Consider the following 24,933-nt stretch of genomic DNA (forward strand, 5'->3'; position numbering starts at 1 on the left):
AATGTACGTGATTCAGAGGGAGGGTGCAGTCTCCTTCTATGCACCGGACTTAAGCAAGTACATTGCTGGTGGTCGTATTGAGCCTGCTTGGGCGCCAGTATTCTATAATCCAGCCATGGCTAATAATAGGAGTATATCAGTTATTATTGTTAGGGCTTACTTGAGGCTTCTTGGTAGGAACGGTGTATTATGTGAACCATTCACCGGTACCGGTGTGAGGAGTATTAGGTATGTTAAGGAGGCTGGGGTTGAGAAGGTTATTGCCGGTGATATTGATGATGCTGCGGTTAACTTAGCCTCAAGGAACGTTGAGTTAAATGGGTTAAGGGATCAGATTAAGGTAACTAGGAGTGATGCCAATGCCCTACTCGCTAATAATAAGTGCGATATAATTGATGTGGATCCCTACGGTTCACCAGCCCCATTCATTAACTCCGCCTTACTCTCAATTAAGCATGGTGGATTACTATGCGCCACGGCCACTGACTTAGCGGTACTGCAGGGTAGTTACGTTAATAAGGCGATTAGGAGGTATGGCTTTAGGCCACTTAGGGGCTTCTTATCTAGGGAAATAGGCTTAAGGGGTTTACTGGGGTTCATTGCTAGGCAAGCCCTGGTTATTGATGCTGGGGTTAAACCATTATTGGCGTATTGGGAGAGGCATTACTATAGAGTGTGCTTAATAGTGAGTAAGGATAGGGGGACTGCCAGGGAGACTGCGGGGAATCTGGGTTACGCCTACTACTGCAGTGAATCCTTGAGGAGGGGCTTCATTAAGGGGTATCCAATTGGCGTTAAGGGTGAGTGCGCGGTTAGTGGACCCCTGTGGATTGGGGCTATTGGGGATGTTGAATTCCTGGACTACTCATTATCATTAATTAATAATACTGATTACGAATTGAAGGCTGCTGAAATAATTAAGGGGACACTGCCTGATAACCTACCAATACCCTTATACTACACTGTAACGGAGCTGGGTAGGGGTTTAGGCTTCGTACCGAGTCCATTGAGGCTTAGGGCATATTTAATGGAGAATGGTATTGAGGCCTACGGTACGCATTTCACTACTGATGGGGTTAAGACTAATGCTGAGCCATGGAGGTTAATTAGGATTATTCACTCAATCCCTCTTACCAACAACTAAGGCATGGGCCACATCATAGGGCTCTAGGTGAACCATGTTTATTATATCGAATCCCCTCTCCTTAATGGTATCTATCTCCCTCTTAAAGGTTTCAGAGGGTTCCTTAGTGACGTCAATGGACATTGCCTTTATGACTAAGATTATGTAACCACCCTTAACTAAGTATACGTCTGCATTATCCGCAAGTATCTTAGCTTGAAACGGCTGGGCAACATCAATGTAGGCTACATCAACACCCTTAACCAGTGAAATATACTGCTCAGGATACCTGGCGTCGGCGAGTATTGGTATTACGTTTAACCTACCTTGATCTATGATATTCTGCATAAACTCCCTGAAAACCCTTGGACTAAACTCAACACCGTAAATTAAGCCATTTAACCCAACTATATCACTAACATGGCTAACAGTTGTACCGCTTGCTGCACCAAGGTAAAGCACCTTAGAGCCTTCACTAATAGGCATGGCTTCAAGCTTATTCATTATTGCGGCACCAAGCTTAGACCTATAGGGGTTCCAAACCCTATACTCAACACCACCTAGGTTAATTAACTGCTCACCATACACCCTCTTCCCCGGCGTCAAATTCCTTGTGGCTAACCTGGTTGAGCCATCCTCAAACTCAATCCAGTAAACACCCTTAAACCTCTCATGCTCCTTAACATCCACTGCCCTTACACTAGACATACTTAACCTTATTAATTAAGGTATTTAAGCCTTAGCGTCACTTCCTCATGAATACGTACGTGCCTTAACATTACTTGACTCCATGCGGCTTAACGTTGGTTTACCCAATGAATCTAAGGTCTTATCCCCCTTAAGCCTGGGATTCATAGTCCTTATAATTACGTGCCTTCAACTAGCCTCTCCCGCCTTCATTGTCTTAATGGTTTAATGCCTTTTAAGGGTTATTCAGCCTTAATCTGGCTTAATTAAGTAATGCACTCAATGGGTGAATTAATTAGATGAGTTAGGTTGATGCTTGATATGTGTCAAATATCCATTGAGGATGCGTAATTCATTCATATGGTTAAGCTTAGTATCGTGAACATGCAATACTTTAAAGGCGGCGGCTCCTATGGATAATATGAGTAAGGAGATTAGGGTTGAGGACTTAAGCCTTGAGGAGAGGGTTCAATTACTTGTTGGTGCGTCATGGCGTTTAAGGAGAATTCACGGTACCGCTGGTGAGACTAGGCCTGTTAGGGGTTTACCAATGGTTGCTATGGCTGATGGTCCTTCAGGTATTAGGATTGAGCCTAATCCAATCAGGAGGTGGCCTGCCACAGCCTTCCCAGTACCCACTATGCTTGCTTCAACCTGGAACCCTGAGTTAGTGGAGGCTGTGGGTAGGGCTATGGGTGAGGAGGCTAGGGATTACGGTATAGGGGTATTCCTTGCACCCGGTATTAATATTCATAGGCATCCACTCTGTGGTAGGAATTTCGAATACTTCTCAGAGGATCCGCTCCTAGCCGGTAAGATTGCCTCAGCCTACGTTAAGGGTGTTCAATCAGTTGGTGTTGCCGCAACACCTAAGCACTTTGCTGCTAATGAGCAGGAGACTAATAGGACTACAGTGGATACTATTGTGGATGAGAGGACTCTTAGGGAGATTTACCTTAAGCCCTTTGAGATAGTGGTTAAGGAGGCTAAGCCGTGGGCAATAATGAGCTCCTACAATAAGCTTAACGGTAAGTACGCCTCCCAGAACGAGTGGTTGTTAACTAAGGTGCTTAGGGAGGAGTGGGGGTTTGATGGCATAGTTATGAGTGACTGGGGTGCAGGTGATAATCCCATTGAGCAGGTTAAGGCGGGTAATGACTTAATAATGCCTGGTAGTGATGAGATTGTTTCAAGGCTTATTGATGCTGTTAAGAGGGGTGAGTTAAGTGAGGATTACGTTAATAGGAGTGCCGCTAGGGTTCTTGAATTCATTAAGAGGACCCTAGCTTATAAGGGCTATAAGCCAACTAATTCCCCTAACCTTAAGGAACACGCCAAGTTAGCCTATGAGGCTGCTGCAGAGGGCGTGATTCTGCTTAAGAATAATGATGCACTACCACTTAATGCAAACGCCAGGATTGCCTTATTCGGTACTGGGCAGGTTGAGACTAATAGGGGTGGTTTAGGTAGTGGGCATACTCATCCAAGGTACTTCATTAATATTCTCGATGGTTTAAGGAGTAGGGGGTTGAGGATTGATGAGGAGTTATCATCAATATACGTTAATTACGTTAAGGAGAATAGGGGTGAGGATTACTTATGCGCCCTATACTACGAGGAAGCTTACTCAGAGCCCCTGCCCCAGGACATTATTAGTGAGGAGCAGGTTAGGAAGTACGCTGAACGTAATGACGCAGCCATTGTGGTTATTTCAAGGAATTCAGGTGAGGGTTGGGATAGGAGGGCTGTTAAGGGTGATTACTACCTAACTGATAGTGAACGCAGACTCATTGAAATTGTTTCAAGGCAATTCCACGCATTAGGTAAGAAGGTTACTGTTCTACTCAATATACCGGCGCCAATCGAGGTGGCCAGTTGGAGGGATTTAGTGGACGCCATACTGCTTGTTTGGCTCCCTGGACAGGAGGCTGGTAGGGTTATTGCCGATGCCTTAATAGGTGTTGTTAACCCGTCAGGTAAACTACCAGTGACCTTCCCTAAGGATTGGGGTGATGTACCTACATCCAAGTCCCCTGAATGCTACCCAGGGATACCTAAGGAGAACCCTGGGGCTGTTAGGTATTGTGAGGGAATCTACGTGGGTTATAGGTATTACGATAAGTACAGCGTTGAACCAGCCTATGAATTCGGCTACGGCCTATCATACACCAGGTTTGAGTATAGGGGATTAAGCGTGGTTAAGGATGGTGAATTAATTAAGGTATCCTTCGACGTGGTTAATGTGGGTAAGCACCCAGGCAAGGAGGTTGCCCAGGTTTACGTTAAGGCTCCGCAGGGTAAGCTTGATAAGCCCGTGCAGGAATTGAAGGCGTTTAAGAAAACTAGGTTACTGAATCCAGGTGAGTTAGAGCACGTTGAGTTAACCATTAATGTTAGGGACTTGGCAAGCTTTGATGAGAGTAGGGGCATGTGGATTATTGATGATGGTGAGTACGAGGTTAGGGTTGGGGCATCATCAAGGGACATACGCCTAACAGGTAAATTCACTGTAAGCGGTGTTATTGAGTTTAAGCCATGATTCATAAAGCCCCTTAAACACTCAACGCTTCTCCCTTACATAGAGTTAAGCCTCAACACACAGGGTGTGTAACCCATTCGCCTAATTAACGAGGCCACTAGTAGTGATGGATCCTGGTTAGTCTTAAGCTTAAAGAAGTGGCTTACACAATTGCAGTCACTGGAGCCGAAGCCCCTGGCAGCAACCTCAGTATCCCTACACTCAAGGAGTGCTTGAGCAACCTCATGCTCTATGAATGATTCATTAACGTAGATTATGCTATATGGCTCAACACTATTATTAACTAGAATGTAATCCAGATGCCACCTGAGTTTACCAGTCTTAAGCCTAACCAACCTAAGATGCCTACCCACCCTAGTCTTAACCCCCACCTTAGCTGAACCAACGTATGCATAATACCCCTCACTTAACGTAACCCAACCCAGTGAGGCAACCTTAACAGAGACCGGTGCTGAAACCTTAAGGATAAGCACATACGTTCCCCTCTCCACGCTTAACTCATTAAAATCCACTACACACCGCATTTGAGTGAGGTTTATCTGCCCTAGATTTAAACTAGCATGTGGCTAAGGTATACATTGTTGGGGCTGGTCCAGGGGATCCTGAGTTAATTACAGTTAAGGCTATTAAACTAGTGGAGTCAGCTGATGTAATTATCTACGATAGGTTAATCCCAGTGGATGTTCTTAAACATGCCAAGGAGGGGGCTGAGTTAATATACGTTGGTAAGGAACCTGGTAAACACACCATGGAGCAGGGTGAGATTAATGAATTACTCCTCAGGAAGGCCCTTGAAGGTAAAATGGTTGTTAGGCTTCATGGAGGCGACCCATTCGTCTTCGGTAGGGGTTTCGAGGAATGCCAATACTTAATTAAGAATGGGGTTGAATGCGAAGCAGTACCCGGAGTAACCAGCGCCATAGCGGCACCGGAGCAGTACCTGGTCCCAATACTACTTAGGGGTGTGTCCAGTAGTGTCGCCTTAGTGACTGGTAGGGAGGATCCGGGAAAGGGGTTTAGGGAAGTTGACTTTAAGAAACTAGCCACGGTCGTTGGCACAATAGTAATACTAATGGGTGCCTCTGAGGCATGCAGGATAGCTGAGGAGCTTATTCAAGGAGGCTTAGATTCAAGTACACCTGTGGCGGTAGTGACGAGGGCCTACATGAGTGATTCAAGAATTCAATTCACAACCCTAAGTGAAATATCTAAGTGCAGAATCACCGTGGAGAATCCATCAGTAATAATAGTGGGTAAGTCAGTCAAGCTCAGTCCACTATATGAAGATACCGTAGACCACTCAGCATGATGAACCTTAAATTAATACCTAATCCTGCATCTTAGCCTACTTCATTACTAATCTTCCTTTCGATTCATTACCTCAGTTCATGGTGAGAATCAACCCGCCTGGGTATAGGAAGAGGCGTGGGTTGAGGGTGCTCTGGGTTGTGCTTAGGAACGACCAGTACAGGATTGAAGGAGACAGGATAGTTCTGAGGGGGTTAGGAGCTGTGGGTGGGATTGAGGTATGGTATAAAGGACTTATACACATCAGGGGTAAGCAGGGTAGAATGGAGATGCACCACGACCTAGACGGAAAGAAGTGGTACGCCCACATAGTGTTCGAGGTTGAGGAAAAGATGGTTAGGGGTAGTAGCTTTAGAATCCCCCTCAAGCCAGTAGGCGATAAGGAGGCTGGTGTTGATGCGGGTGTCAACAATCTCCTAGTCGTCTACATTGATGACTCAGCACTACTGGTGAGTGGGAGGCCTCTGAAGGCAATCAGTCTCTACTGGAGGGGCAGGATAGACATCAATAACATGCCCAATATGCAGAACAACGGAGAGGCATGAGAGGATAAGGAGGGGTTTATTCAAATGCCACGCGCACGACAAGGTATTCAACGCAGACCTAGTGGGGGTATTCAACATACTAGCAGGGAGGAAAGCCATAACCCCAATTCCCTCCCTCACGGGAGGGATAAGGGTAATTGGGCCAGAGACCCAGCCCATTGGCTGAACCAGGCAGGAACCCGGGATGCAGCCGCAAACCAATGAACCACCCTAAAGAACGGGGAGGAGGTTAGTCATTAAGTTTATTGTGATTTGTCTCTAATGTCCGATCAACTTTAGGATGCTTAAAGTATGTATTGAATAATCATTAATGTGTGATGAATTTAAAGAGAATGAAGGATGAAGGGAAAAGAAGATAGTTTTAATTTAATTAATCATTGATTCATCCTCATCTTCTTCTTAATGCTATTATTGCTGCTATTGCTGCTATTACGATTACTATGATTACTATTCCTGCTATTAGTGCTGTTGATATTACTGGTTTAGTCACGGTTACGGTTGATACTGCCGTAGTGGTTGCTGTTGATGTTACAGTGCTTACGGCAGTGGTTGTTACTGTGCTTGTAACAGTGCTAACAGCCGTAGTGGTTGTTGTAGCAGTAGTAGTGGTTGTGGCAGTAGTCGTTGAAGTAGTAGTCACCGGCGTAGTAGTAGTTGTGGTGGTTGAAGTAGTAGTAGTCGTGGTTGAAGTAGTGGTTGATACTGGAGTATACGGTATATGGAAGTATGAGGCTATGGCTTCTAGGTTCACTGTGCTTGGGCTCCATCCTAAGAATGCAGCTAACTGCGGGTCAATTCTCCATAGTGAGCCATTGACGGCAGCCTGCGCTAACGGTGGTACTACACCTGGTGGTGCTATTGCACCGAATCCAGCATTCCAAAGCATTATGGGTAGTGTTTCACCCCATGGTCCCTGTACAAAGGGTATCCATGAGAATAATGTTAAGCCTTTAACCCACCATTCAATATCAAAGTCAGCTGGATTATAGTTGAATTGCTGGTTCTGGGTTAAGCTTGGTATCACTGGCATGTAGTATTCATACCATGCGAATAATACCTTCAGAAGCTCATCATACTGAGACATCCCTGGTGCAGTGGCCGCAAATGCTACGCCCCAGTTGGTTAAGTTAATGTAGCCGAATGTTGAATTAACACACCATACTATCGTACTATTAGGTGGAGTAAAGCCTGGTATGCTAGGTGCTGTTACTGGTGTGCATGTTCCATTAGGCCACTGGAATGGCCAAGCCTTGGAGAGATTGAATGCTGGGAAAGTCCACCATGGCGATGCTAGGAAACCGAAGTCACCGTAACCCCTTGACCACGTCATCCATGTTATAGCCATTTCATACTCACCATTAGGGAATATTGTACTCCAGTATGTTGAAGTATCCAAGGCTAATAATGTTGTAGGTATACCGAACTGGCTTATTGAGACAGCGGCAGCTGATGAGAATGTAGCCCAGTCAGTGAAACCTGATGGCACTATTAAAGTTAACTTAAATGGGGTCCCATTAGGCAGATACCATTGACCATTCTTATAGGTTAAACCGGCTGATTCCAGTAATTGAGCAGCCTTAGTCCAATTTGTTGTACAATGCACAGTTACAATACTCCACACGCTTGATGGGTATGATTGTATTGATGGCTGGAAGTTGGCTACAGGGACTGGGTATGGGTCAGGTGCATATAATCCACCCCAGGCCAATGATTCAGCCGTTCTATTAATAATGTAGCAGAATGCTTGCCTAACCTGAGGAATATTGAATGGGTAAATGTTTGGATTAAGCGTGAAACCGTTCGTCGCATAATTCGGCCCATTATATTCACCAAAGCCACTGGCATTGAGCGTAGCCTCCTGCTGTAGTGATAATCCAATGAACCCTAAATTAGCCTTACGAGCCAGGAAGGCAGTCATTGCTTGAGTATTACCACCAACCCACCATCTAACGTACTTCGGGTAGATGCTCCAATCATTGAATGGGAATATTTTAACCCATGATGCTAGTAATGGAACACCATTAAAGTACATTGGTTCAAGTAACAGTGTCTGGTAGGTTGCGCTCAATGTTGATAATTCAACATAATATGGACTTAAGCCCCAGTATGGTGCAGCAAACTTAGTAACATTATTACCGTATGCTGATGCTTGAGTAACATTCATTGTTTGAAGCTTCTCAACAATAGGCTTCCATACTGCGTATGGTGTATCAATCGTAGTTGTTAATATATAGTATATTTGCTGCGGGCTCCAGGTTTGGAATAGGAATTGTATCGTGTAATTATTCAATACTCTAATGTCTTCATCGGCGTATTGTGGTTGCATGAATGGATAATACCAGCTGAATGCCTTAACACCAATATAGAACTCCGCATAAACATCCCATGCGGTGAAGGGTATTGTGGCTGAACCATTAAACCAGTATAAGCCAGGCCTAAGGTAGATTGTGAATATACCTGATCCATTAGGAAGAACTTGAGCAGTCCAATTCTCAGCCAAAACAGGATAGAATTTAGCTGTAATTGGATTGTATAATGCAAGTGGCATGTATGTTCCCACAGTACCTATGAAGTTGTTGGGTGCGTATGGATTCCAGATAGGTTGACCAGGAGTGTAAATGGTTGTACCTGGAATAGCCTCAATTATTGTCACTGTATTTGAAGCCGCATAGGCTATGTGACCCCCAAGGATTACTGTGATTAAGGCGGCTACTGCTATTGAGACTAGTACGTAAGGAATTATTGACCTACTCATCAAGTGGGTAAAAATATAAAGTATTTAAGTTTTATTCCAATATCTGAAACTATTGAGTAATATGGTTCTTCACATTAGAATGTAATTAATAAATAAATTAAGTATCCATTAGGTGAGACTTCATTAATGCCTCCAAGTTATTAATTAATTCCTCAGCAATATGCATTGGTGGTATTGTTGCTCTCAAGCAGTCCTCACACATTACTTTACCGCTTAGGTTCCTTAGTATGAAGCCCCTCTTAAACAACCCCTCATACACTTCATTCGGCTTAAACACGTGGAATGTTATGAAGTTGGTCACTGAACCTAATGGTCTTAAGCCCAATTCACTAAACCTCCCATACAAATACTCCCTAACCTTAATCGTACTTAGTACGATAATCAAGGTGTTATTAAATTCATGTTAGTGAAAGTTGAGTGGTTGTTCAGCACGGTTAGTGTCTTCACCTATCAATGGAAAGACCCGTAGCTCATCACTCCCTACGGTTAATTGCTTTAAGGGTTTAAATTAATAGCGTTAATTCAGTTAATTAATGAAGTGTCTGTATGATTTTTAACCAACTACTTTTGCCTGGTTAATCTCCTGGATTAGCTTCATTGGTGTGAATCTCTGCTCAATGCCCTGGTTCTTAAGGTTGGCTATTATTTCATCTAATCTATCCTCTATTTCATTAACCCTCTTCTCAATGTAGTTTATGAAGTAGTTTATCCCAATCTTAACTGGGAACAGTAATGGTCCCTTCAGGTAGAATTTATTCACAATATCCCTTGACCAGTAGACTGAGTGCCTAAAAATAACCCTGAGGAGTTCAATATGCTCTGGGAGTAGGTTATACCTATATAGCCATCCCTCCTTATCAGTTCTAACGTGATTCATTGGTACGTAGAATAGTGGTACGACTAGGCTCCTGTATGGTTTAATTCTCTCAATGAGTTCAATTGTCTCATTAACGTCATCAGCAGTCTCCCCGGGTAAACCAACTATAATGGTTAAGGCTGGTATTAGCTTAATCTCATGCATTATTGACAACGCCTCAGTGACCACGTCCCACCAATTCTCAATCTTATATGGTGCAGCCTTACCAGGCATTATTAACTTAGCTAATCTACGTGACCCGGTCTCCAAGCCAACCTGCGCACCCCACCATTCCTGGTTCTCATCCTCAATAATCTCAGCTAGCTTACTCATTAGCTTACCCTGCATTTTCTCACCGTAAAGCACCGCGGCGAGGGTTGTGTGGCTCCAGGCAAGGGTCTTATAGTACCTTTTAGCAAGTTTATGTAACTCAATCAGTTTCTCAGGCTTAGGTATTATTGTTGGTGAACCGTATAGTGGAACATCCTCGGAGTGAATTAACCCATTAACCACACCATTCCTCACATTAACCTTAAGCTCCTCCTCAATCTTACTTAAGGGGTACCAGCGTAGTGCCCTTAATGTGACTGAACAGAAGGCGCAACTCCTAGGGCAACCGCGCCCAATCTCCACAAGCCCATTAACGGACGCACCCTTAATCGTCTTAATCTCATCAATGCTTGGTGAATCCCTCCTACCCAAGTAAACGTACCTGGGGAGTGGATCCCCATTAAACACCCTCTTAGCTAAATCAACAACGGCAACATCACCCTCACCATCAAATACCAGGTCAATCCCATAGTAGTTCATGATTTCAGGGAAGTAGAGCCACTGCCAAGCTGAGGGGCCGCCTACGAAGACCTTAAGTCCATTAGTCTTCTTAGCGTCATCAATGTAGGGCTTAAGGTTATTCATCGTCTTCCTGAAGAGGTAAGCATTCAACGGTTCCTTACCCACTATAACGGCCCATGTGGATGATGGTGGGTTAAGGCCGAAGTAATCATGGTGACTGAGCATAAGTATCTTAGCCCCATTCTTAATGTACTTAGCCACGTAATCAGGATCAATAACAGCAGCCTTAAAGCCGGCTTCAATTAATGCAGCCTCAATCTTCCTTAAACCGTAGGGGGCCTCCCTAGGCCTACCAAGTCTATCAACCTTAGGCTTAGGTGCAGCTAACCAAACGTGGAACCACTCGGAGAGTCTATGGAATGGGCCTAGGGAGACGAAGATTGGGCCTGTAGATAGGAAGCCTAGGAATTCCTTACCATGGTGATTAGTCATCATTGATCTATCCGTTGTTAGCACTATATCAAGTGATTCACTTTCCTTAACCATTATAAGGCCTACTGTGCTTTAATTTAAATATTTTATACCATTAAACACTCCCACTTTACCAGCTGAGGCTCCCTTAATAACTAAGTAGTTGACGCTGGTTCCGTGGATTAACGAAGTAGTGGTTAAATAGGGGTCCTCGTTAACGTATCTTGAGTGGTGGGGGAGTGGTTGGTAAGGGTATGGTTGCTAAGGGGAGGTTCTTCAGTGGGGTTAAGAAGCCTGTGAGGGTTATTTCAGGGGTAACCCCATTAGCCGTAATGACGGCTCCATTACCCTGCCCAGGTAAATGCATCTACTGCCCCGGCGGCCCTCAGATGAATACGCCGAAGAGTTACCTACCTGATTCACCAGTACCCATGAGGGCGGCTAGGGTTAATTACGACCCTTACATGCAGGTTGCCTCAAGGATTACCCAGTATAGGGCTATGGGTCACCCTGTTAGTAAGGTTGAGGTTATTGTAATGGGTGGAACCTTCACTGCACTGCCACTCAATTACCAGTACTGGTTCATTTTAAACATCTACAGGGCGTTGAACGACTACCCAGTTTGGAGGGGTTCCTCTCCCTTAGGTGACCTGGAGCTTGAGGAGAGTAGGAATGAGGATGCCTCAGCTAGGGTTGTTGCATTAACCATAGAGACTAGGCCTGACTTCGCCCTTGAGAAGCAGGTTAACTGGATGATTAGCTTCGGCGCAACTAGGGTTGAATTGGGTGTTCAGTCTATTTACGATGACGTGTTGAGTAGGGTTAAGAGGGGTCATGGCGTCGCGGAGGTTGTTAAATCCACTAGGGTGTTGAAGGACTCAGCCTACAAGGTGTGTTACCACGTTATGCCTGGCCTACCGGGCTCTGACCCTGATAGGGACTTAGCCATGATTGATGAATTATTCAGTAACCCTGACTTTAAGCCTGATTGCGTAAAAATCTACCCAACACTGGTTATACCTGGCACTGAGCTTTATGAAATGTGGCGTAGGGGTGAGTACTCAAGCTACAGTGAGGATACTTGGTTAACCCTACTGGCTAAGGTAATGGCTAAGGTACCTAGGTGGGTTAGGGTCATGAGGTTTGGTAGGGATATACCACTGCATTGGGTTGTTGATGGACCAAGGATAGGTAACCTGAGGGAGGAGGTTTGGGCTAGGATGAGGCAAATGGGTCTTAAATGCCTTGAGATAAGGTGCCGTGAAGTCGGGCATAGGATACTTGAGAATGGTGAGTTACCCAAAGCCACGACACTTAGGATCAATAGGATTAACTACGAGGCCTCAGGGGGTGATGAAGTTTACCTAGAGGTCATTGATGACGAGGACACTTTATACGGGATATTGAGACTAAGAATACCCAGTAATCCCCATAGGCCTGAATTAAGGGGAAGGACTGCATTAGTCAGGGAGCTTCACGTATATGGGCCGCAGGTCATGGTTGGTAGCAGGCCGGTTAATCAACTTTGGTGGCAGCATAGGGGTATTGGGAGGGCCTTAATGGCTAAGGCTGAGGAGGTGGCTGAGGAGTACGGTGCATTAAGGATAGCCGTAATATCAGGTGTGGGTGTGAGGGAGTATTATAGGAGGCTTGGATACAGGAAATACCCAGGTTCAATATACATGATTAAGGACTTAAGGAAAGGAATGAGGATTGAATATAACTTAAATAGTGACGTAGTAATGCCGAGTGAATACTTAGTAATGGATTAAGCAATACCCTGAGGCAATGCATGCATAGGGAAAATACTTATATCTTAATCTATAAGCCAGTGACCGTGAATGTTCATTGAAACGCACCTAGTAACCAGTGATGAACATGTTTTACGCAGCCTACTGAGGCTTAACTACATTGCAGTGGTTTCATTAGCTAGAATTAAGGATGCGGGGGATGATTTACTAATCCTCAGGAAGATTCGTGGCCTAAGGCGAAGAATACCATTCACCGTAACCTTCATTGAGGGTAATAATAGGTACATGTTGAATAAGTACATCACTAATGATAACATTGATGTAATCACAATACTACCTGGACCAGAGTACCCGAGTAGGAGGCAATTATCCATTATTGAGGATGAAGGCAAGTACATTGAGTTAGTTGCATTACCATTCGTAAGGAGAGGCTTAATTGGGGATTTAAGTAAGGTGGCATTAGATATAATGGATTACTCAACTAAGGCAGTGTTAACAATTGGTGTTGAGTCGATTAATGATGTTAAGAACCCTATTGATTTAGTTAACTTAATGACTCTATTAACAGGGGATAAGGGCTACTGGATTAAGGCCATTAAAGATAACCCAATAAGCCTAATAGTTGATTCAATTTATAAAAGCGGTGTATGCATTTAAGGATTATTAAAAGGCTAAATCAACGCCACTTAACCATGAGTCCCTTAATGAGGGAAAAAACTAATTAAGGTTAACTGAGTACAGTGGTGAAGAGGCCCCGGTAGTGTAGCCTGGTATAACACGCGGGCCTGTGGAGCCCGTAACCCGGGTTCAAATCCCGGCCGGGGCCACCAGGTGAAGAATCCTTACCTTCACTAAATCATTACATTAAAATACAATTAAGGTGCTAATTACCCACCATGGGCTTAAGGAATGCGTTAAGTAAGGTAAATGAAGAACACGTAGGCTATGGAATTAGTATCAGGGGTGAATAGTAGGGTATTAGCTTCTCTCATAATTATTTTCAACGTCCTTATCATGCGTTTCCACACTCATTGATGGTAATTAATCCACCTAGTTACTGAACCTCATGCGGTAGTATTCTTAGGGAACCAACCATGCTTAGTCCTTACCAGTCTCATCTCCTCAATATACTCGTTAACCCTACCTTTAACCACCTCAAATATTCTAGAATCCCCGCAAAGCACCTTACCATCAGTTACGGCGTCAAGTATTATCATTGAGTTCTTAAGTACATTATTAAGCCTACTTAGAGGCAGCCAAACCACCTGCCCAACATCCATTATCTCAACCCTGTATTCACCATCAGCAACAATGGCTAGCAGATCCCAGTCACTTAAAGGCGTATAATCACCCCTAGCCCTTGAACCAAATAATACTACGACAAGCGCCCTACTGCATAATTCATTCAAAGTCTCCTTAAACCTATTCTCCCTAATCCTAGAAACCTCACTGAGGGTTGTTAACCACCTGCTGAACATAACTCCACACCACCTCCATACACTTAATGGCTTCTTCAGCCTCCCAGCTTTTATACTCATTAATCCTAGCATCAGGATACCTGGCCTGCACATAGTGCTGCTCAAGAAGCTCAGAACACCTAATGACGTCCTGTGGTGCATCTTTATTCAGAATCTTGGTAAGATACGTCAAGAGCTCTGACGTAGAGTGGGTTATGGGTCTTGAACCTGTTAATCTTATTAAAATACCCTTTAACAGTAGTTCAACGGACTGTTGAGCGAAGAAGGATGCAGAGTCAAATCTACCATTTATAAAATCCTCCCTAGCATAATCCTTAAGTCTCCTAGCCTTATTAACCCACGCCTCAGCCACTGATGAAAGAATTATGCCTTAAGTTATTAAACTTTATATGATGGAGAAGGCGATTAACTAATCCGAAAGCTGGAGCCATTAATTAATGCTTATTAAATTACATACGGGGTCCTTTAAAGGAAATAAGAGTGACCATGGTTTAATCTTAAGTAGCATTTTCCTTTAAACCTCACTAGAATAATGTTACTAAGGTCCGTGAACTAAAGCTAAGTAAGGAACCTCCTCATGAATTATGCTAGATTATCCCGGAGAATTGAGGAGGGCTGAACCTGAACTCCTCAAGTAGTATTGGGTGGTTAATATCTTTTAAGATTTCAAGATTTGAGGTTTATTATATTGCAGTGATTCACTAAATTCATTAAGTTAAGGTAGTTTAATGTGAAATAAGGATTAAATACAATGCTAATGAGCATTAATGAATGAGTGAAGGTAAAGGTAGAATAATCTTCTTCACCACAATACCTCCCTCGGAGGAGGATAGGATTCAGGCAATGTTAAGGATTGCGTTAATAGCATCATCACTGGGTTATGAAGTAATAATCTACCTCGCATTACACTCAGTAATGATTGTTAAGAGGAGTGTGTTTGAAAAGTTAAGTGACAATATAAGGAGTATGATAACTGATGCGGTGAAGAGGAATGTTAAGATTATGGCGTGTAAAGTGGCAATGGAGGGTTTTAATGTTAAGGAGGGGGATCTTATAAGTGGTGTTATTACCGCTGAACCAAGGGATCTTTTTGAATACGCTAGGAACGCTATTACCGTATCTTGGTAATTAAAGTGATTCACATAGTGCATTAATTTACATGATTACTAGATTAAACCATAGTTAATGATGCTTATGTGCCTTTAAGGTAAACGTTCATGGACATTGATTTAAAGCTTAATGTGAATCATACTTCTTAATGATGCAACTAAGAATAGTATCTGACCCTATGAATAAAACTTAAATATAGTATGGTTCTGCAGTGTTTATGTCTTCAATGCCTGTTTACATTACCAGAAGGATTATAAACATGATCATTACGCTACTACTCTTAATAGCCATTGTCTTCACTCTAATTCATGTGCTTGCACCATCACCTTACGCCTTAGCTAGGATTTGGGTTGGGGCTAGGGTTACTCCACAGGCTCTTCAAGCAGTGATTAAGACTTATGGACTCGATAAGCCACTTTACATTCAATTCATAAACTACGTGGCTGATGTGTTCACAGGTAACTTCGGTATTGACACTATGTTCAAGAAGCCTGTACTGGAGGTAATGGCCACATACCTACCGTACACTCTTCAATTAGTCCTAACTGGTACAGTGATAGCGCTCATAATAGGTGTATTCACTGGGGCTATAGCTGGCGCTAGGAAGGATACTGGTACTGATTATGCAATAAGGATAATTTACCTTGTAACCTGGTCAATGCCCCCATTCCTAGTAGCCATACTACTACAATTACTAATAGCCTACTACCTAGGCCTACTACCAGCCACTGGTGTTGTTAACCCAATATACACTCCACCTAAGCCAATTACCGGTTGGCCACTGTTGGATGCGGCTATTGAGCATGATTGGCCATACTTCACCAGCATGATTAGGCACTTAATACTACCAGCCACCTCATTGGCATTAGTCTCCTTCGGTTTAACCACTAGGTTAATGAGGAACACGATGATTGACGTCATTAATAAGGATTACATTAGGACTGCAATAATGAAGGGCCTACCTGAGAGGAGTGTAATATATAAGCACGCCATGAGGAATGCCCTAATACCAATAATAACAATAGCCGTATTAGCCTTCGCCACCTCAATAGCCGGGGCAGTGGTTATTGAGGATATATTCCAGTACCACGGTATGGGTTGGTTCACTACACAGGCTTTATTCAACCTTGATTACCCAACAATACTGGGCTTCACATTCATAGTGGGTATATCAATAATGGTAGCTAACCTGGTGGCTGACATACTCTACGCTGTAATTGACCCAAGGATTAGACTTGAGTAGGGTGGTTGCATGTCAGTGGCTGTATTTGAGAATCCTAAATTAACCCTTAGGATTCTTTTAAGGAATCCATTATCGGCAATTGGTTTAATCATAATTGCGCTCTTCCTGGCTTGGTCACTTATCGAGGGTTCACTGCAGATTATCGGCTCATTAACTAGGCACCCAAGCCTAGGCTGGGTTCTACTACCCCATAATCCAATGGCTGTTAATTTAGCCGCTGGTAATGAACCCCCATCTCCCAAGTACCTACTCGGTACTAATGCTGAGGGTCAGGATATACTCAGTAGGATACTTTACGCAGCGCCCATTGATGCCTCAGTGAGCATTGTAACAGTCCTATCAGCCATAATTATTGGTGGCCTCCTAGGTATGTTAGCCGGTTACTACGGTGGGTGGATTGATGAGGCTATTGGTAGGATAACTGATGCGTTCCTTTCAATACCAGGCCTAATACTGCTTCTAGCCTTAACAATACTCATTGGTTCAGGCTACTTCCAGTCAATGATGGCTTTAATAATTGTTTGGTGGCCAATATACGCTAGGTTATCTAGGGCTCAGACGCTTTCAATAAAGGGTAGGTACTTCATTGACTCAGCAAGGTTATCCGGGTTAAGCGACTTCTGGATACTCATGAGGCACGTTTTCCCAAACATAATAGACCCAGTCCTAGCCTACGCCACGTTAGACTTCGGTAACGTAATATTAACCTACGCCACATTAGGCTTCCTGGGCATTGGCATTAAGCCACCCACACCTGAATGGGGTGAGATGGTTAGTGCCGGGTTGAATGAGTTACCAGCCTACTGGTGGACTTCAATATTCCCGGGCCTGGCGATAACTATAATAGCCCTCAGCTTCGCCCTTGTTGGTGATGGGTTACAGGATATCCTAGTGGGTAGGGTGAATTACTGATAGTAACCCAACTCCCTAAGCCTATTAATAATAATACCCTGCACCCTCCACGGGTCCTTTACATCCCAAAGCCTAACACCGTAACCACCACCAATAATCATTACCCTCCCCCTACCCCCACTGGATGTGATTAAAATGACTGAACCACAGTTGAATAACCTAGCCAATAGGCCCTGCGACACTAACACATCCTCAATATCCCAGTACCTCACCCTCACTCCCTTGCCGATTAACCCCTTAAACTCAATGTAATCACTGGTTATTTCATAGGTGTGGGTGTGCTTGAATAATGCGTAGGCCATTACCATTACCCAGTATATTAGGATGAAGATGAGTAATGATGTGAGCTTATTAACGTTCAGTAGTGGTAGGATAATGAGTAGTGGTATTACTGCCTTAACCAGGGTCTTATTGATGACTGGTTTAAGAATCATACTACCTCTTGGCGTATAGCCAGCAGGCAACGTATATACCATTCTTAACCTCAATCATAGGCGGCTCCTCCCTACGGCAAATATCCATGGCGAATGGGCACCTTGGATGAAACCTACAACCCGGAGGCGGGTTAATTAGGCTACCAACCTCACCACTGGGTGGTTTTAAATCCCTCTTCCCAATATCAGGTATTGACTCTATTAAGGCTTGAGTATAGGGGTGTTGAGGCTCCTTCAACACGTTTAATGTATCTCCTGACTCAACTACCTTACCCATGTACATCACCATTATCTTATCGCTGAGGTACCTTGCCACTGATATGTTATGTGTTATGAGTAGGTAGGTTAACTTATGCCTCTCCTGGAGTTCAGCCAGTAGATTAAGTACCTGTGATTGAGTGGATACGTCTAGGGCTGAGGTTGGTTCATCAAGAACAATGAACTCTGGATTACTTATCACAGCCCTAGCCACCGCAACCCTCTGCCTCTGTCCACCACTAAGGTCACTGGGTCTTCTTTCAGCGAGGGATTGCTCAAGCCCAACCTCCTCCATAATCTTAAACACCCTCTCACTTAACTCACTCCCCTTAATCCCCCTAGCTACTAATGGTTCAGCAATAATATCCCTAACCCTCATCCTTGGGTCCAGGCTTGAGTAAGGGTCCTGGAAAACCATCTGAACCCTCGTCCTAAACCTCTTCAATTCATGACCCTTAAGGGAGGTTACGTCAACATTATTGAAGAATATTCTACCTGACGTGGGAGTCTCCAGTGTTGTTAATAACCTACCTAGGGTTGTCTTACCACTACCACTCTCACCCACTAGGGCGGTTGTTAGAGCCCTCTCCACTGTTATGTTAACGTTATCCACAGCCCTAACGTATATTGGCTTCTCCCTGAAAATCCTCTCCAATAAGCCGTACTTCTTAGCCAGGAACCACTTTGATAACTCCTTCGTTCTAATTAAGGCTTCAGGCATAGAGGTGGCACCTCACCCTCCTATTCTCAACATTCTTAAGTTGAGGCATTACCTTAATACACGTGTCAGTGGCGTATGGGCACCTTGGGTGGAATCTACAGCCTGAGGGTGGGTTAATTAGGCTTGGTACCGCACCGCTTATTATAGGTAACTTACCCTCATACTTACTTATCCTCGGTAAACTACTCAATAACCCCTGCGTGTATGGGTGGTAGGGTTTAGTGATTACATCACTCATTAAACCCTCCTCAACTATTTGACCAGCGTACATTACCATTACCTTATCCCCAATTATTGACGCCACCGCTAAGTCATGGGTTATGAATATTATTGATAAATTATATTCATTCTTAAGATCCTTAAGCAGTTTAAGTATTTGGGCCTGAACAGTCACGTCGAGGGCTGAGGTTGGTTCATCAGCAATATATAGTTTAGGCCTCATGAGGAGGCCCATGGCTATCATAATCCTCTGAATCTGTCCACCACTCAATTGATGAGGGTACCTCTCTATAATGATCTCAGGGTCAGGCATCCTCACATCCCTAAGCGTACTTATTATCTCCTTCAAGGCCTCGCCCTCATCAAAGGGCTCATTACTCCTAAGTCTCCTAATCCTAACAGCCTCCATTAACTGATCCTTAATTCTATAAACTGGGTTAAGACTATTAGCCGGCTCCTGAAACACCATGAATATACCAGTACCCCTAATTACCCTTAATTCACTTGGACTTAACCTAGCTAAATCCACGCCCTCAAAAATAATACTACCCCTAAACCTAGCATTAGGCGGCAGTAATCTACTTATGGCTAATGCAAGTGTTGATTTACCTGAACCGCTCTCACCAACAACAGCAATGGCCTCGCCCTCATTCAGTGTAAAGGATACGTCATCAAGAGCCTTAACAGTACCGAAAGGTGTCCTATATGTGACGCTAAGATCCTTAACCTCCAATAGAGCCACTTTAAAGCCGAAGTAGTGATTAATTATAAACTTTACCCAAATTCAGCTTGCTTCACGCCACCAGTATTAATAAACTGGTATAATGAATTCATTATAGTAATTGCTCCTAAAATATGGGATTAACGTAATAAAGTGATGCGTCATTATAATAAAACTTTTAAACTATTAGAGGTTACAGACAATTTATGAACATGAATGGAATCTCCAGGAGTGTTTTGGCTGCTGTGGTTGTGGTTGTTGTGGTTGTTGCTGTGGCTGGTTATGTGGGGTATTATTATGCGACTCATCCTAAGGTTGTTACGACTACTGTGGTTTCAACGTCAGCCACAACAGTAACCACCACAACAGCCGTAACCACAACAACCGCTACAACAGTAACAACATCAACAGCAACAACAGTAACCACAGCCACCACAGTAACAACATCAACGGCTACAACATCCACCGTAGCTGTGGTAACCACCACTACTACCGCCCCATACACGGTTAAGTTAACTGCACCTAATCCAAGTGAGTTAATTGATGTATCCCAGGTAGCTGCACCGGATTGTCTTGACCCGGCAACTGGATTCTATGTTCAGGATGGGCCAATATTCGCTGTGGTGTTTCAGGGGTTGGTTGGGTTTAATGGTAGTAATTATATGCAGATTGTCCCAGTCATTGCTAAGAATTGGAGCACACCTGATGATCAACACTGGTACTTCACCATTAGACACCACGTGTGGTTTAGTAACGGTGACCCAGTTAACGCCACTACTGTCTGGTTCAGCATATATAGGACTATACTCATGGGTCAGGGCCCAGGAATAAGTAATTACGGTAACATACTCTATAATATTACTAAGGCTACTTTAACCGGTTACTTCATACCATGGGGTGCATGCCATGCCTTAGCCTACGCAACGGGTAATAACGCCTACCTAAGTAATGCAACCCTATGCGCCTACGCCTTGGCTAATGTTTTAAGCAACTTCAATGTTGCTAATGCGACGATACAGAAGATAATGAGTTACCCCAATCAGGCAATAGTCGTGTTGAATCCCTTTGAAGTTGAGATAACAACATTGAAGCCTTACCCACTATTCCTATCTGATATTGCGGCCTGGTGGGGTTTCGTAGTTGACCCAGTCTTCATTGATTCACACGGTGGTGTTCAACCCAATACGCCTAACTCAGAGCTATGCACTACACCAATGCCTGGCACTGGACCATATATCATTAAGAGTTACACACCTGGTGAGGAGCTCCTACTAGTTAATAATACTGATTACTGGGTTTACTACTACTATAACCATGGTATGGCAAGTGAGATTCCGTGGATTATTCAACCAGCCCACATTACCTACATTGATGTTAAATACGGCCTAGACACCACTGATAGGATTGAGGACTTCGTTAAGAATATTGCGCAAATAACAACAGTATCAACAATAACTATGCCTGAATTGGTTAAATTATACTCATCAGCCACAGGTATACCGAGCGGTAACTGGAGCCTATACATTCACAACTTCGGGCCAAGTGGCTGTGTCTTCTACTTAAGCTTCAATAACTACGTCTGGCCTACTAACGACACTGACTTTAGGTTAGCTATAGTTCACGCCTTAAATGCAACAGCATTGCTTCAACCATACTATGCATTAGGCATGTACTGGGCCACAACCTATGTTGGACCTATCGCACCCAACTTCAAGCCATACTACAACCCAGATAACTTACCTGTTTACCAGTATAACCTAACCCTAGCCTTACAGTACCTTGTTAAGTTCCTTGATAAGTACGGTTACTACGTTGTCTTACCCAATGGTACAGCAATAGGTGATACTAGTGGTACTCAATTACCGACAATTAACATAGTTACCATTGCGCCGTTAACCACGTTCACTAAGGAGCAGTTTGAGATTATTCAAAGTGAATTAGCACAAATAGGTGTACCGGTTTCACTCCAGTTGGTTACTGCGTCAGCCACTGATGATTGGGTTACCCCAAGTGGAACACCGGCTATAGTGGATTTAGGCTGGTGCCCAGATTGGCCTGACCCATTATTCCAGGAAATGTGGCCACTGACCAATATAATAAATGGTGGTATTAGCGGTAACTTAGCTTGGTTCAACAATAGTCTAGTCAATAATATTACTAATGAATTACCCTTCATAACTAATTTAACTGAGCAGTTGAGGCTTGATGCTGAGGTTTATAAGATAACGTATAATGAGGCACCGTACTACTGGCTACCAACTGGTTTAGAATACATGATTGTTCAACCATATGTGAAAGGCGTGATCTACAACCCATACTTAAGCTACTACTACAACACAATGTACTATGTACCATTCACCGCCACATTCTATAAGACAGTAACCACAACCACTACAACCACGTCAAGTTAATTAAATCATTAGTGTTAAAACATTCAAATTCTTATTACTTTATTATTTAATCCCTATTCATTAATCAATGCCCCTTAATGCAATGCGTATTGTCCCTAAATCCACGAAAAATAACTGAACGTAAGCCTTATATTAGGTAATTGACTTGAAGATTGATTAAGTTTATGACTGGTTCCAGTACTGTGGGCAGTAGGTTAATGCCGTGGGTAATGATAATTGCATCACCTATTCTAGCAGCCATCCAGTTAAGTAGGGGGAGTTGGGTTATTGACTTAGTATTTTGGTTAATGCTAATTGGAGTCACTGCACAATTCCTAAGCATGCTTAATGCTAAGTGGAGTTTAGCTGCATTACTACTAGTCGCTGGCTTCTCCTTAGCATGGTTGGGTAGGATTGGTTTAGTCTTCAATTACTTCATAATAACTAATGGGCTTTATCAATTAATTGGCGCGGAAAGCTGGGGTCCAATGCCTGCATCAGTGGCTTTAGCCATTATAATGGTTGCTGGTTTTGACACCTATAGTGTGGGTTTAATACTCATGGGTTATGAATCAGGTAATTTAACCATTAGGGAGGCACTGCGTGGGGTAATGAATTACTTAGTTGATTTCATGCTTAAGTACAGTTACCTCATAGCCTTCCTAATACCATTCATTATCCGTCTAATCCCGGAGATAGTGTCATGGCCGTGGTTCGTCGGCTACGATACACCTGAATACGCGGCAACACTCATGGACATGCTTATTAGGCCTGAATTCATCCACACCTGGTGGTATGATGGATGGACAATGCTTCCCCCATTACTATTCCTAGTACTTTACCCAATTGCCCACGTTGCATCACCCTGGTTAATATTTAAGTTTAATGACGCCGTATTACTTGGCTTAATTGGAGTCTCAATGAATCTAATGTTGAGGAGAATGGGGTTTAGTAGGGGGGATGCGTTATTAGCTTCATTACTGGCTGCACTTTACCCAACCATGTATACGTTATCCTGGGAATTCGCAATGCTTATGCTTGGCCTAATCATGCTGATGCTAACCCTTACTGTGATGCATGTTCACATTGAGTCGGGTAAACGCCACTGGCTAGTGCTAATGGCCTTAACAGTATTATCAGCCTTAGCCCACCAGGTCTCGGCAACGTTAACGGCATTAGTATTCATAACGTACTTCATCATTAAGGATAGGGACCCAAGGTGGCTTGGGTTAGCATTAATAGGCATTGCCGCTGATGCAGTCTACACAAACTTCACTATACTAAATGTAACCCGAACCACCAGTGGTGCCTTAACAGTATCAAGCAGTCTCATAGCTGGCTCAACTACCTCACCATATCAGGCTCTTGAAGGGTACTTGATTCAACTCATAATTAATTACTGGCCATTAATCATCCTAGTCAGCCATGGGTTAAGGAGGGGTAACTTCATAATCTACTCGCTATTAGCCTGGATACTGATTATACTACTGCCTTCAGCCCTAATACCCAGTGAAAGCTTTGTATCATGGTGGATTTGGTCACTAATGTTACCAATACCATTAGCCCCATTATTAACTAGGCCTAGGGCTCTTTCATTAATTATCTTAGCCTTGGTGATTTTACTTGATGTATCGTGGTCATGGTCAACTTTAGTGAATTACATATTCTCCACCATTGGGCCTGAAGCCACACTGGTTCAGGGTATTTACCCAAGGGCCTGCGTTATGACTCCAATGGAGAATTACGCTTATGATGCTGGATTATACATTGTTAATCACCTTAATGGTACATACGTCACTGGTTACTGCCTATACACCTTCATACACTTAGCTGATAGGTTTGGGGCCAATGTAATAGCATCATACGACCCATTAGGCACAGCGTTGAGGCTGAATGGTACAGTGTACCTTGTCACCACCCAGTATTTAAGTAACTACACGTTAATAGCCAGGTTTGGGAATGTTGAAATACTCCCATATAACACTGGTGTGGCGTATCCAGTGTACGTATTCCTTATCAAAAACGATACGAGTAGCCTTAATGGCTAGTTTAATTGGGTAAAGGTTAAATAGACCAGGTTAGCGTGTTTCACTATGGCTAAGAGAGGTGGACCGCGTACAGTAGGTGTACCGTGGAGGTTTCATTTAACGCCAGGAATATTCATGAATAGTCTAGTTAATGTTGCCGATAACAGTGGTGCGAAGGTGGTTAAGGTAATTGGTGTTGTTGGTCACTACTCTAAGAACGTGCATAGAAGGATACCCGGGGTTAGCGTGGGTGATATGGTTGTGGTTAGTGTTCAGGAGGGTAAGCCTGAAATGAGGAAGCAGATACTTAGGGCTATTGTGGTTAGGCAAAGGAGACCCTTCAGGAGGCCTGACGGTACGTGGGTTGCCTTTGAGGATAATGCAGTAGTTATAGTTACCGAGGAGGGGCAGGTTAAGGGAACTGAGGTTCATGGGCCAGTTGCCATGGAGGCCGCTCAGAGGTGGCCTCAAGTAGCCTCAATAGCAACCATGATTATTTAAAACATTGAGTAGTGATGAGTGCCAAAGACCTGACTCGGTGAGTGAGGGATTTGAACGCTGACTTCCCTTGGTGATTAACTTAATTCAATTAA

Annotated in this window: 22 protein-coding genes and 1 tRNA gene; 13 read left to right on the top strand and 10 right to left on the bottom strand. The window is 43.6% G+C overall.

Translation table 11 applies throughout. The annotated features are described in order from the left end of the window. Position 1 precedes the first annotated feature (1 nt). Positions 2 to 1,144, top strand: coding sequence for a 50S ribosomal protein L11 methyltransferase (locus tag CMAQ_RS06720; protein ID WP_012186355.1), 1,143 nt, complete (start codon positions 2 to 4; stop codon positions 1,142 to 1,144). Here CMAQ_RS06720 and CMAQ_RS06725 read toward each other — a convergent pair. After that, positions 1,121 to 1,831 carry a fibrillarin-like rRNA/tRNA 2'-O-methyltransferase gene (locus CMAQ_RS06725; protein WP_012186356.1) on the bottom strand — a complete coding sequence of 237 codons (711 nt, stop codon included), beginning with the start codon at positions 1,829 to 1,831 and terminating at the stop codon, positions 1,121 to 1,123. The two genes, CMAQ_RS06720 and CMAQ_RS06725, sit on opposite strands and share 24 nt — an antisense overlap. Before the next feature lie 391 nt (positions 1,832 to 2,222). Here CMAQ_RS06725 and CMAQ_RS06730 point away from each other — a divergent pair, with 391 nt between their 5' ends. Then, on the top strand, positions 2,223 to 4,349 hold the full coding sequence (locus tag CMAQ_RS06730) for a glycoside hydrolase family 3 N-terminal domain-containing protein (RefSeq protein WP_012186357.1): 2,127 nt from the start codon (positions 2,223 to 2,225) through the stop codon (positions 4,347 to 4,349). A gap of 35 nt (positions 4,350 to 4,384) precedes the next feature. Here the strand turns inward: CMAQ_RS06730 and CMAQ_RS06735 are convergent, their stop codons facing one another. Beyond that, a complete protein-coding gene (locus CMAQ_RS06735; protein WP_198002061.1) occupies positions 4,385 to 4,861 on the bottom strand; it encodes a GIY-YIG nuclease family protein in 477 nt (158 codons plus the stop codon). A gap of 50 nt (positions 4,862 to 4,911) precedes the next feature. Here CMAQ_RS06735 and cobA point away from each other — a divergent pair, with 50 nt between their 5' ends. Continuing rightward, positions 4,912 to 5,658, top strand: a complete 747-nt coding sequence (gene cobA / locus CMAQ_RS06740) for a uroporphyrinogen-III C-methyltransferase (protein WP_012186359.1) — start codon at positions 4,912 to 4,914, stop codon at positions 5,656 to 5,658. 139 nt (positions 5,659 to 5,797) lie between these two features. Next, positions 5,798 to 6,202 (top strand): transposase, encoded by a 405-nt coding sequence (locus CMAQ_RS06745; RefSeq protein WP_198002062.1) that lies wholly within the window; start codon positions 5,798 to 5,800, stop codon positions 6,200 to 6,202. A gap of 388 nt (positions 6,203 to 6,590) precedes the next feature. On the opposite strand, the gene CMAQ_RS06750 is transcribed toward CMAQ_RS06745, so the two are convergent. The 3 genes from CMAQ_RS06750 to CMAQ_RS06760 all read right to left on the bottom strand — a co-directional run bounded on the left by CMAQ_RS06750 (position 6,591) and on the right by CMAQ_RS06760 (position 11,151). Then, positions 6,591 to 8,957 (bottom strand): ABC transporter substrate-binding protein, encoded by a 2,367-nt coding sequence (locus CMAQ_RS06750; RefSeq protein ID WP_012186360.1) that lies wholly within the window; start codon positions 8,955 to 8,957, stop codon positions 6,591 to 6,593. Positions 8,958 to 9,054: 97 nt separating this feature from the next. Beyond that, positions 9,055 to 9,342 carry a class I and II aminotransferase gene (locus CMAQ_RS06755; protein WP_012186361.1) on the bottom strand — a complete coding sequence of 96 codons (288 nt, stop codon included), beginning with the start codon at positions 9,340 to 9,342 and terminating at the stop codon, positions 9,055 to 9,057. Positions 9,343 to 9,510: 168 nt separating this feature from the next. Further along, on the bottom strand, positions 9,511 to 11,151 hold the full coding sequence (locus CMAQ_RS06760; protein ID WP_012186362.1) for a B12-binding domain-containing radical SAM protein: 1,641 nt from the start codon (positions 11,149 to 11,151) through the stop codon (positions 9,511 to 9,513). Between the two features lie 179 nt (positions 11,152 to 11,330). Between CMAQ_RS06760 and CMAQ_RS06765 the strand changes: the two genes are divergently transcribed. From CMAQ_RS06765 to CMAQ_RS06775, 3 genes are all read left to right on the top strand, one after another. Then, a complete protein-coding gene (locus CMAQ_RS06765; protein WP_048063004.1) occupies positions 11,331 to 12,848 on the top strand; it encodes an elongator complex protein 3 in 1,518 nt (505 codons plus the stop codon). Positions 12,849 to 12,917: 69 nt separating this feature from the next. Next, positions 12,918 to 13,484 carry a hypothetical protein gene (locus CMAQ_RS06770; protein ID WP_012186364.1) on the top strand — a complete coding sequence of 189 codons (567 nt, stop codon included), beginning with the start codon at positions 12,918 to 12,920 and terminating at the stop codon, positions 13,482 to 13,484. A gap of 93 nt (positions 13,485 to 13,577) precedes the next feature. Beyond that, a tRNA-His gene (locus tag CMAQ_RS06775) sits at positions 13,578 to 13,657 on the top strand. A gap of 234 nt (positions 13,658 to 13,891) precedes the next feature. Here the strand turns inward: CMAQ_RS06775 and CMAQ_RS06780 are convergent. Both CMAQ_RS06780 and CMAQ_RS06785 read right to left on the bottom strand, forming a co-directional pair. Then, positions 13,892 to 14,305 carry a nucleotidyltransferase domain-containing protein gene (locus tag CMAQ_RS06780; protein ID WP_012186365.1) on the bottom strand — a complete coding sequence of 138 codons (414 nt, stop codon included), beginning with the start codon at positions 14,303 to 14,305 and terminating at the stop codon, positions 13,892 to 13,894. Continuing rightward, on the bottom strand, positions 14,274 to 14,657 hold the full coding sequence (locus tag CMAQ_RS06785) for a HEPN domain-containing protein (protein WP_012186366.1): 384 nt from the start codon (positions 14,655 to 14,657) through the stop codon (positions 14,274 to 14,276). Before CMAQ_RS06785 ends, CMAQ_RS06780 begins: the two co-directional genes overlap by 32 nt. A gap of 419 nt (positions 14,658 to 15,076) precedes the next feature. Here CMAQ_RS06785 and CMAQ_RS06790 point away from each other — a divergent pair, with 419 nt between their 5' ends. From CMAQ_RS06790 to CMAQ_RS06800, 3 genes are all read left to right on the top strand, one after another. Continuing rightward, on the top strand, positions 15,077 to 15,433 hold the full coding sequence (locus CMAQ_RS06790) for a DsrE family protein (RefSeq protein WP_012186367.1): 357 nt from the start codon (positions 15,077 to 15,079) through the stop codon (positions 15,431 to 15,433). A 199-nt stretch (positions 15,434 to 15,632) separates the two neighbouring features. Beyond that, positions 15,633 to 16,658: an ABC transporter permease gene (locus tag CMAQ_RS06795; protein WP_012186368.1), complete on the top strand. Its 1,026-nt coding sequence runs from the start codon at positions 15,633 to 15,635 to the stop codon at positions 16,656 to 16,658. Positions 16,659 to 16,667: 9 nt separating this feature from the next. Further along, positions 16,668 to 17,570, top strand: coding sequence for an ABC transporter permease (locus CMAQ_RS06800; protein ID WP_012186369.1), 903 nt, complete (start codon positions 16,668 to 16,670; stop codon positions 17,568 to 17,570). Here CMAQ_RS06800 and CMAQ_RS06805 read toward each other — a convergent pair. The 3 genes from CMAQ_RS06805 to CMAQ_RS06815 are packed head-to-tail and all read right to left on the bottom strand — an operon-like array spanning position 17,564 to position 19,944. After that, positions 17,564 to 18,046: a PH domain-containing protein gene (locus CMAQ_RS06805; protein ID WP_083755295.1), complete on the bottom strand. Its 483-nt coding sequence runs from the start codon at positions 18,044 to 18,046 to the stop codon at positions 17,564 to 17,566. The two genes, CMAQ_RS06800 and CMAQ_RS06805, sit on opposite strands and share 7 nt — an antisense overlap. Next, complete coding sequence (locus tag CMAQ_RS06810; RefSeq protein ID WP_012186371.1) at positions 18,006 to 18,983, bottom strand: ABC transporter ATP-binding protein; 978 nt, start codon at positions 18,981 to 18,983, stop codon at positions 18,006 to 18,008. Before CMAQ_RS06810 ends, CMAQ_RS06805 begins: the two co-directional genes overlap by 41 nt. After that, positions 18,976 to 19,944, bottom strand: a complete 969-nt coding sequence (locus tag CMAQ_RS06815) for an ABC transporter ATP-binding protein (RefSeq protein WP_012186372.1) — start codon at positions 19,942 to 19,944, stop codon at positions 18,976 to 18,978. The genes CMAQ_RS06810 and CMAQ_RS06815 overlap by 8 nt, the downstream gene beginning before the upstream one ends. 185 nt (positions 19,945 to 20,129) lie before the next feature. On the opposite strand from CMAQ_RS06815, the gene CMAQ_RS06820 reads away from it, so the two are divergent. The 3 genes from CMAQ_RS06820 to CMAQ_RS06830 all read left to right on the top strand — a co-directional run bounded on the left by CMAQ_RS06820 (position 20,130) and on the right by CMAQ_RS06830 (position 24,841). Next, a complete protein-coding gene (locus tag CMAQ_RS06820) occupies positions 20,130 to 22,334 on the top strand; it encodes an ABC transporter substrate-binding protein (RefSeq protein ID WP_012186373.1) in 2,205 nt (734 codons plus the stop codon). Positions 22,335 to 22,516: 182 nt separating this feature from the next. Continuing rightward, complete coding sequence (locus tag CMAQ_RS06825; protein WP_156769863.1) at positions 22,517 to 24,361, top strand: hypothetical protein; 1,845 nt, start codon at positions 22,517 to 22,519, stop codon at positions 24,359 to 24,361. Between the two features lie 45 nt (positions 24,362 to 24,406). Next, positions 24,407 to 24,841, top strand: coding sequence for a 50S ribosomal protein L14 (locus CMAQ_RS06830; protein WP_012186375.1), 435 nt, complete (start codon positions 24,407 to 24,409; stop codon positions 24,839 to 24,841). Positions 24,842 to 24,933 lie beyond the last annotated feature (92 nt).

The sequence above is a fragment of the Caldivirga maquilingensis IC-167 genome, from assembly GCF_000018305.1.
GTDB classification, from domain to species: domain Archaea; phylum Thermoproteota; class Thermoprotei; order Thermoproteales; family Thermocladiaceae; genus Caldivirga; species Caldivirga maquilingensis.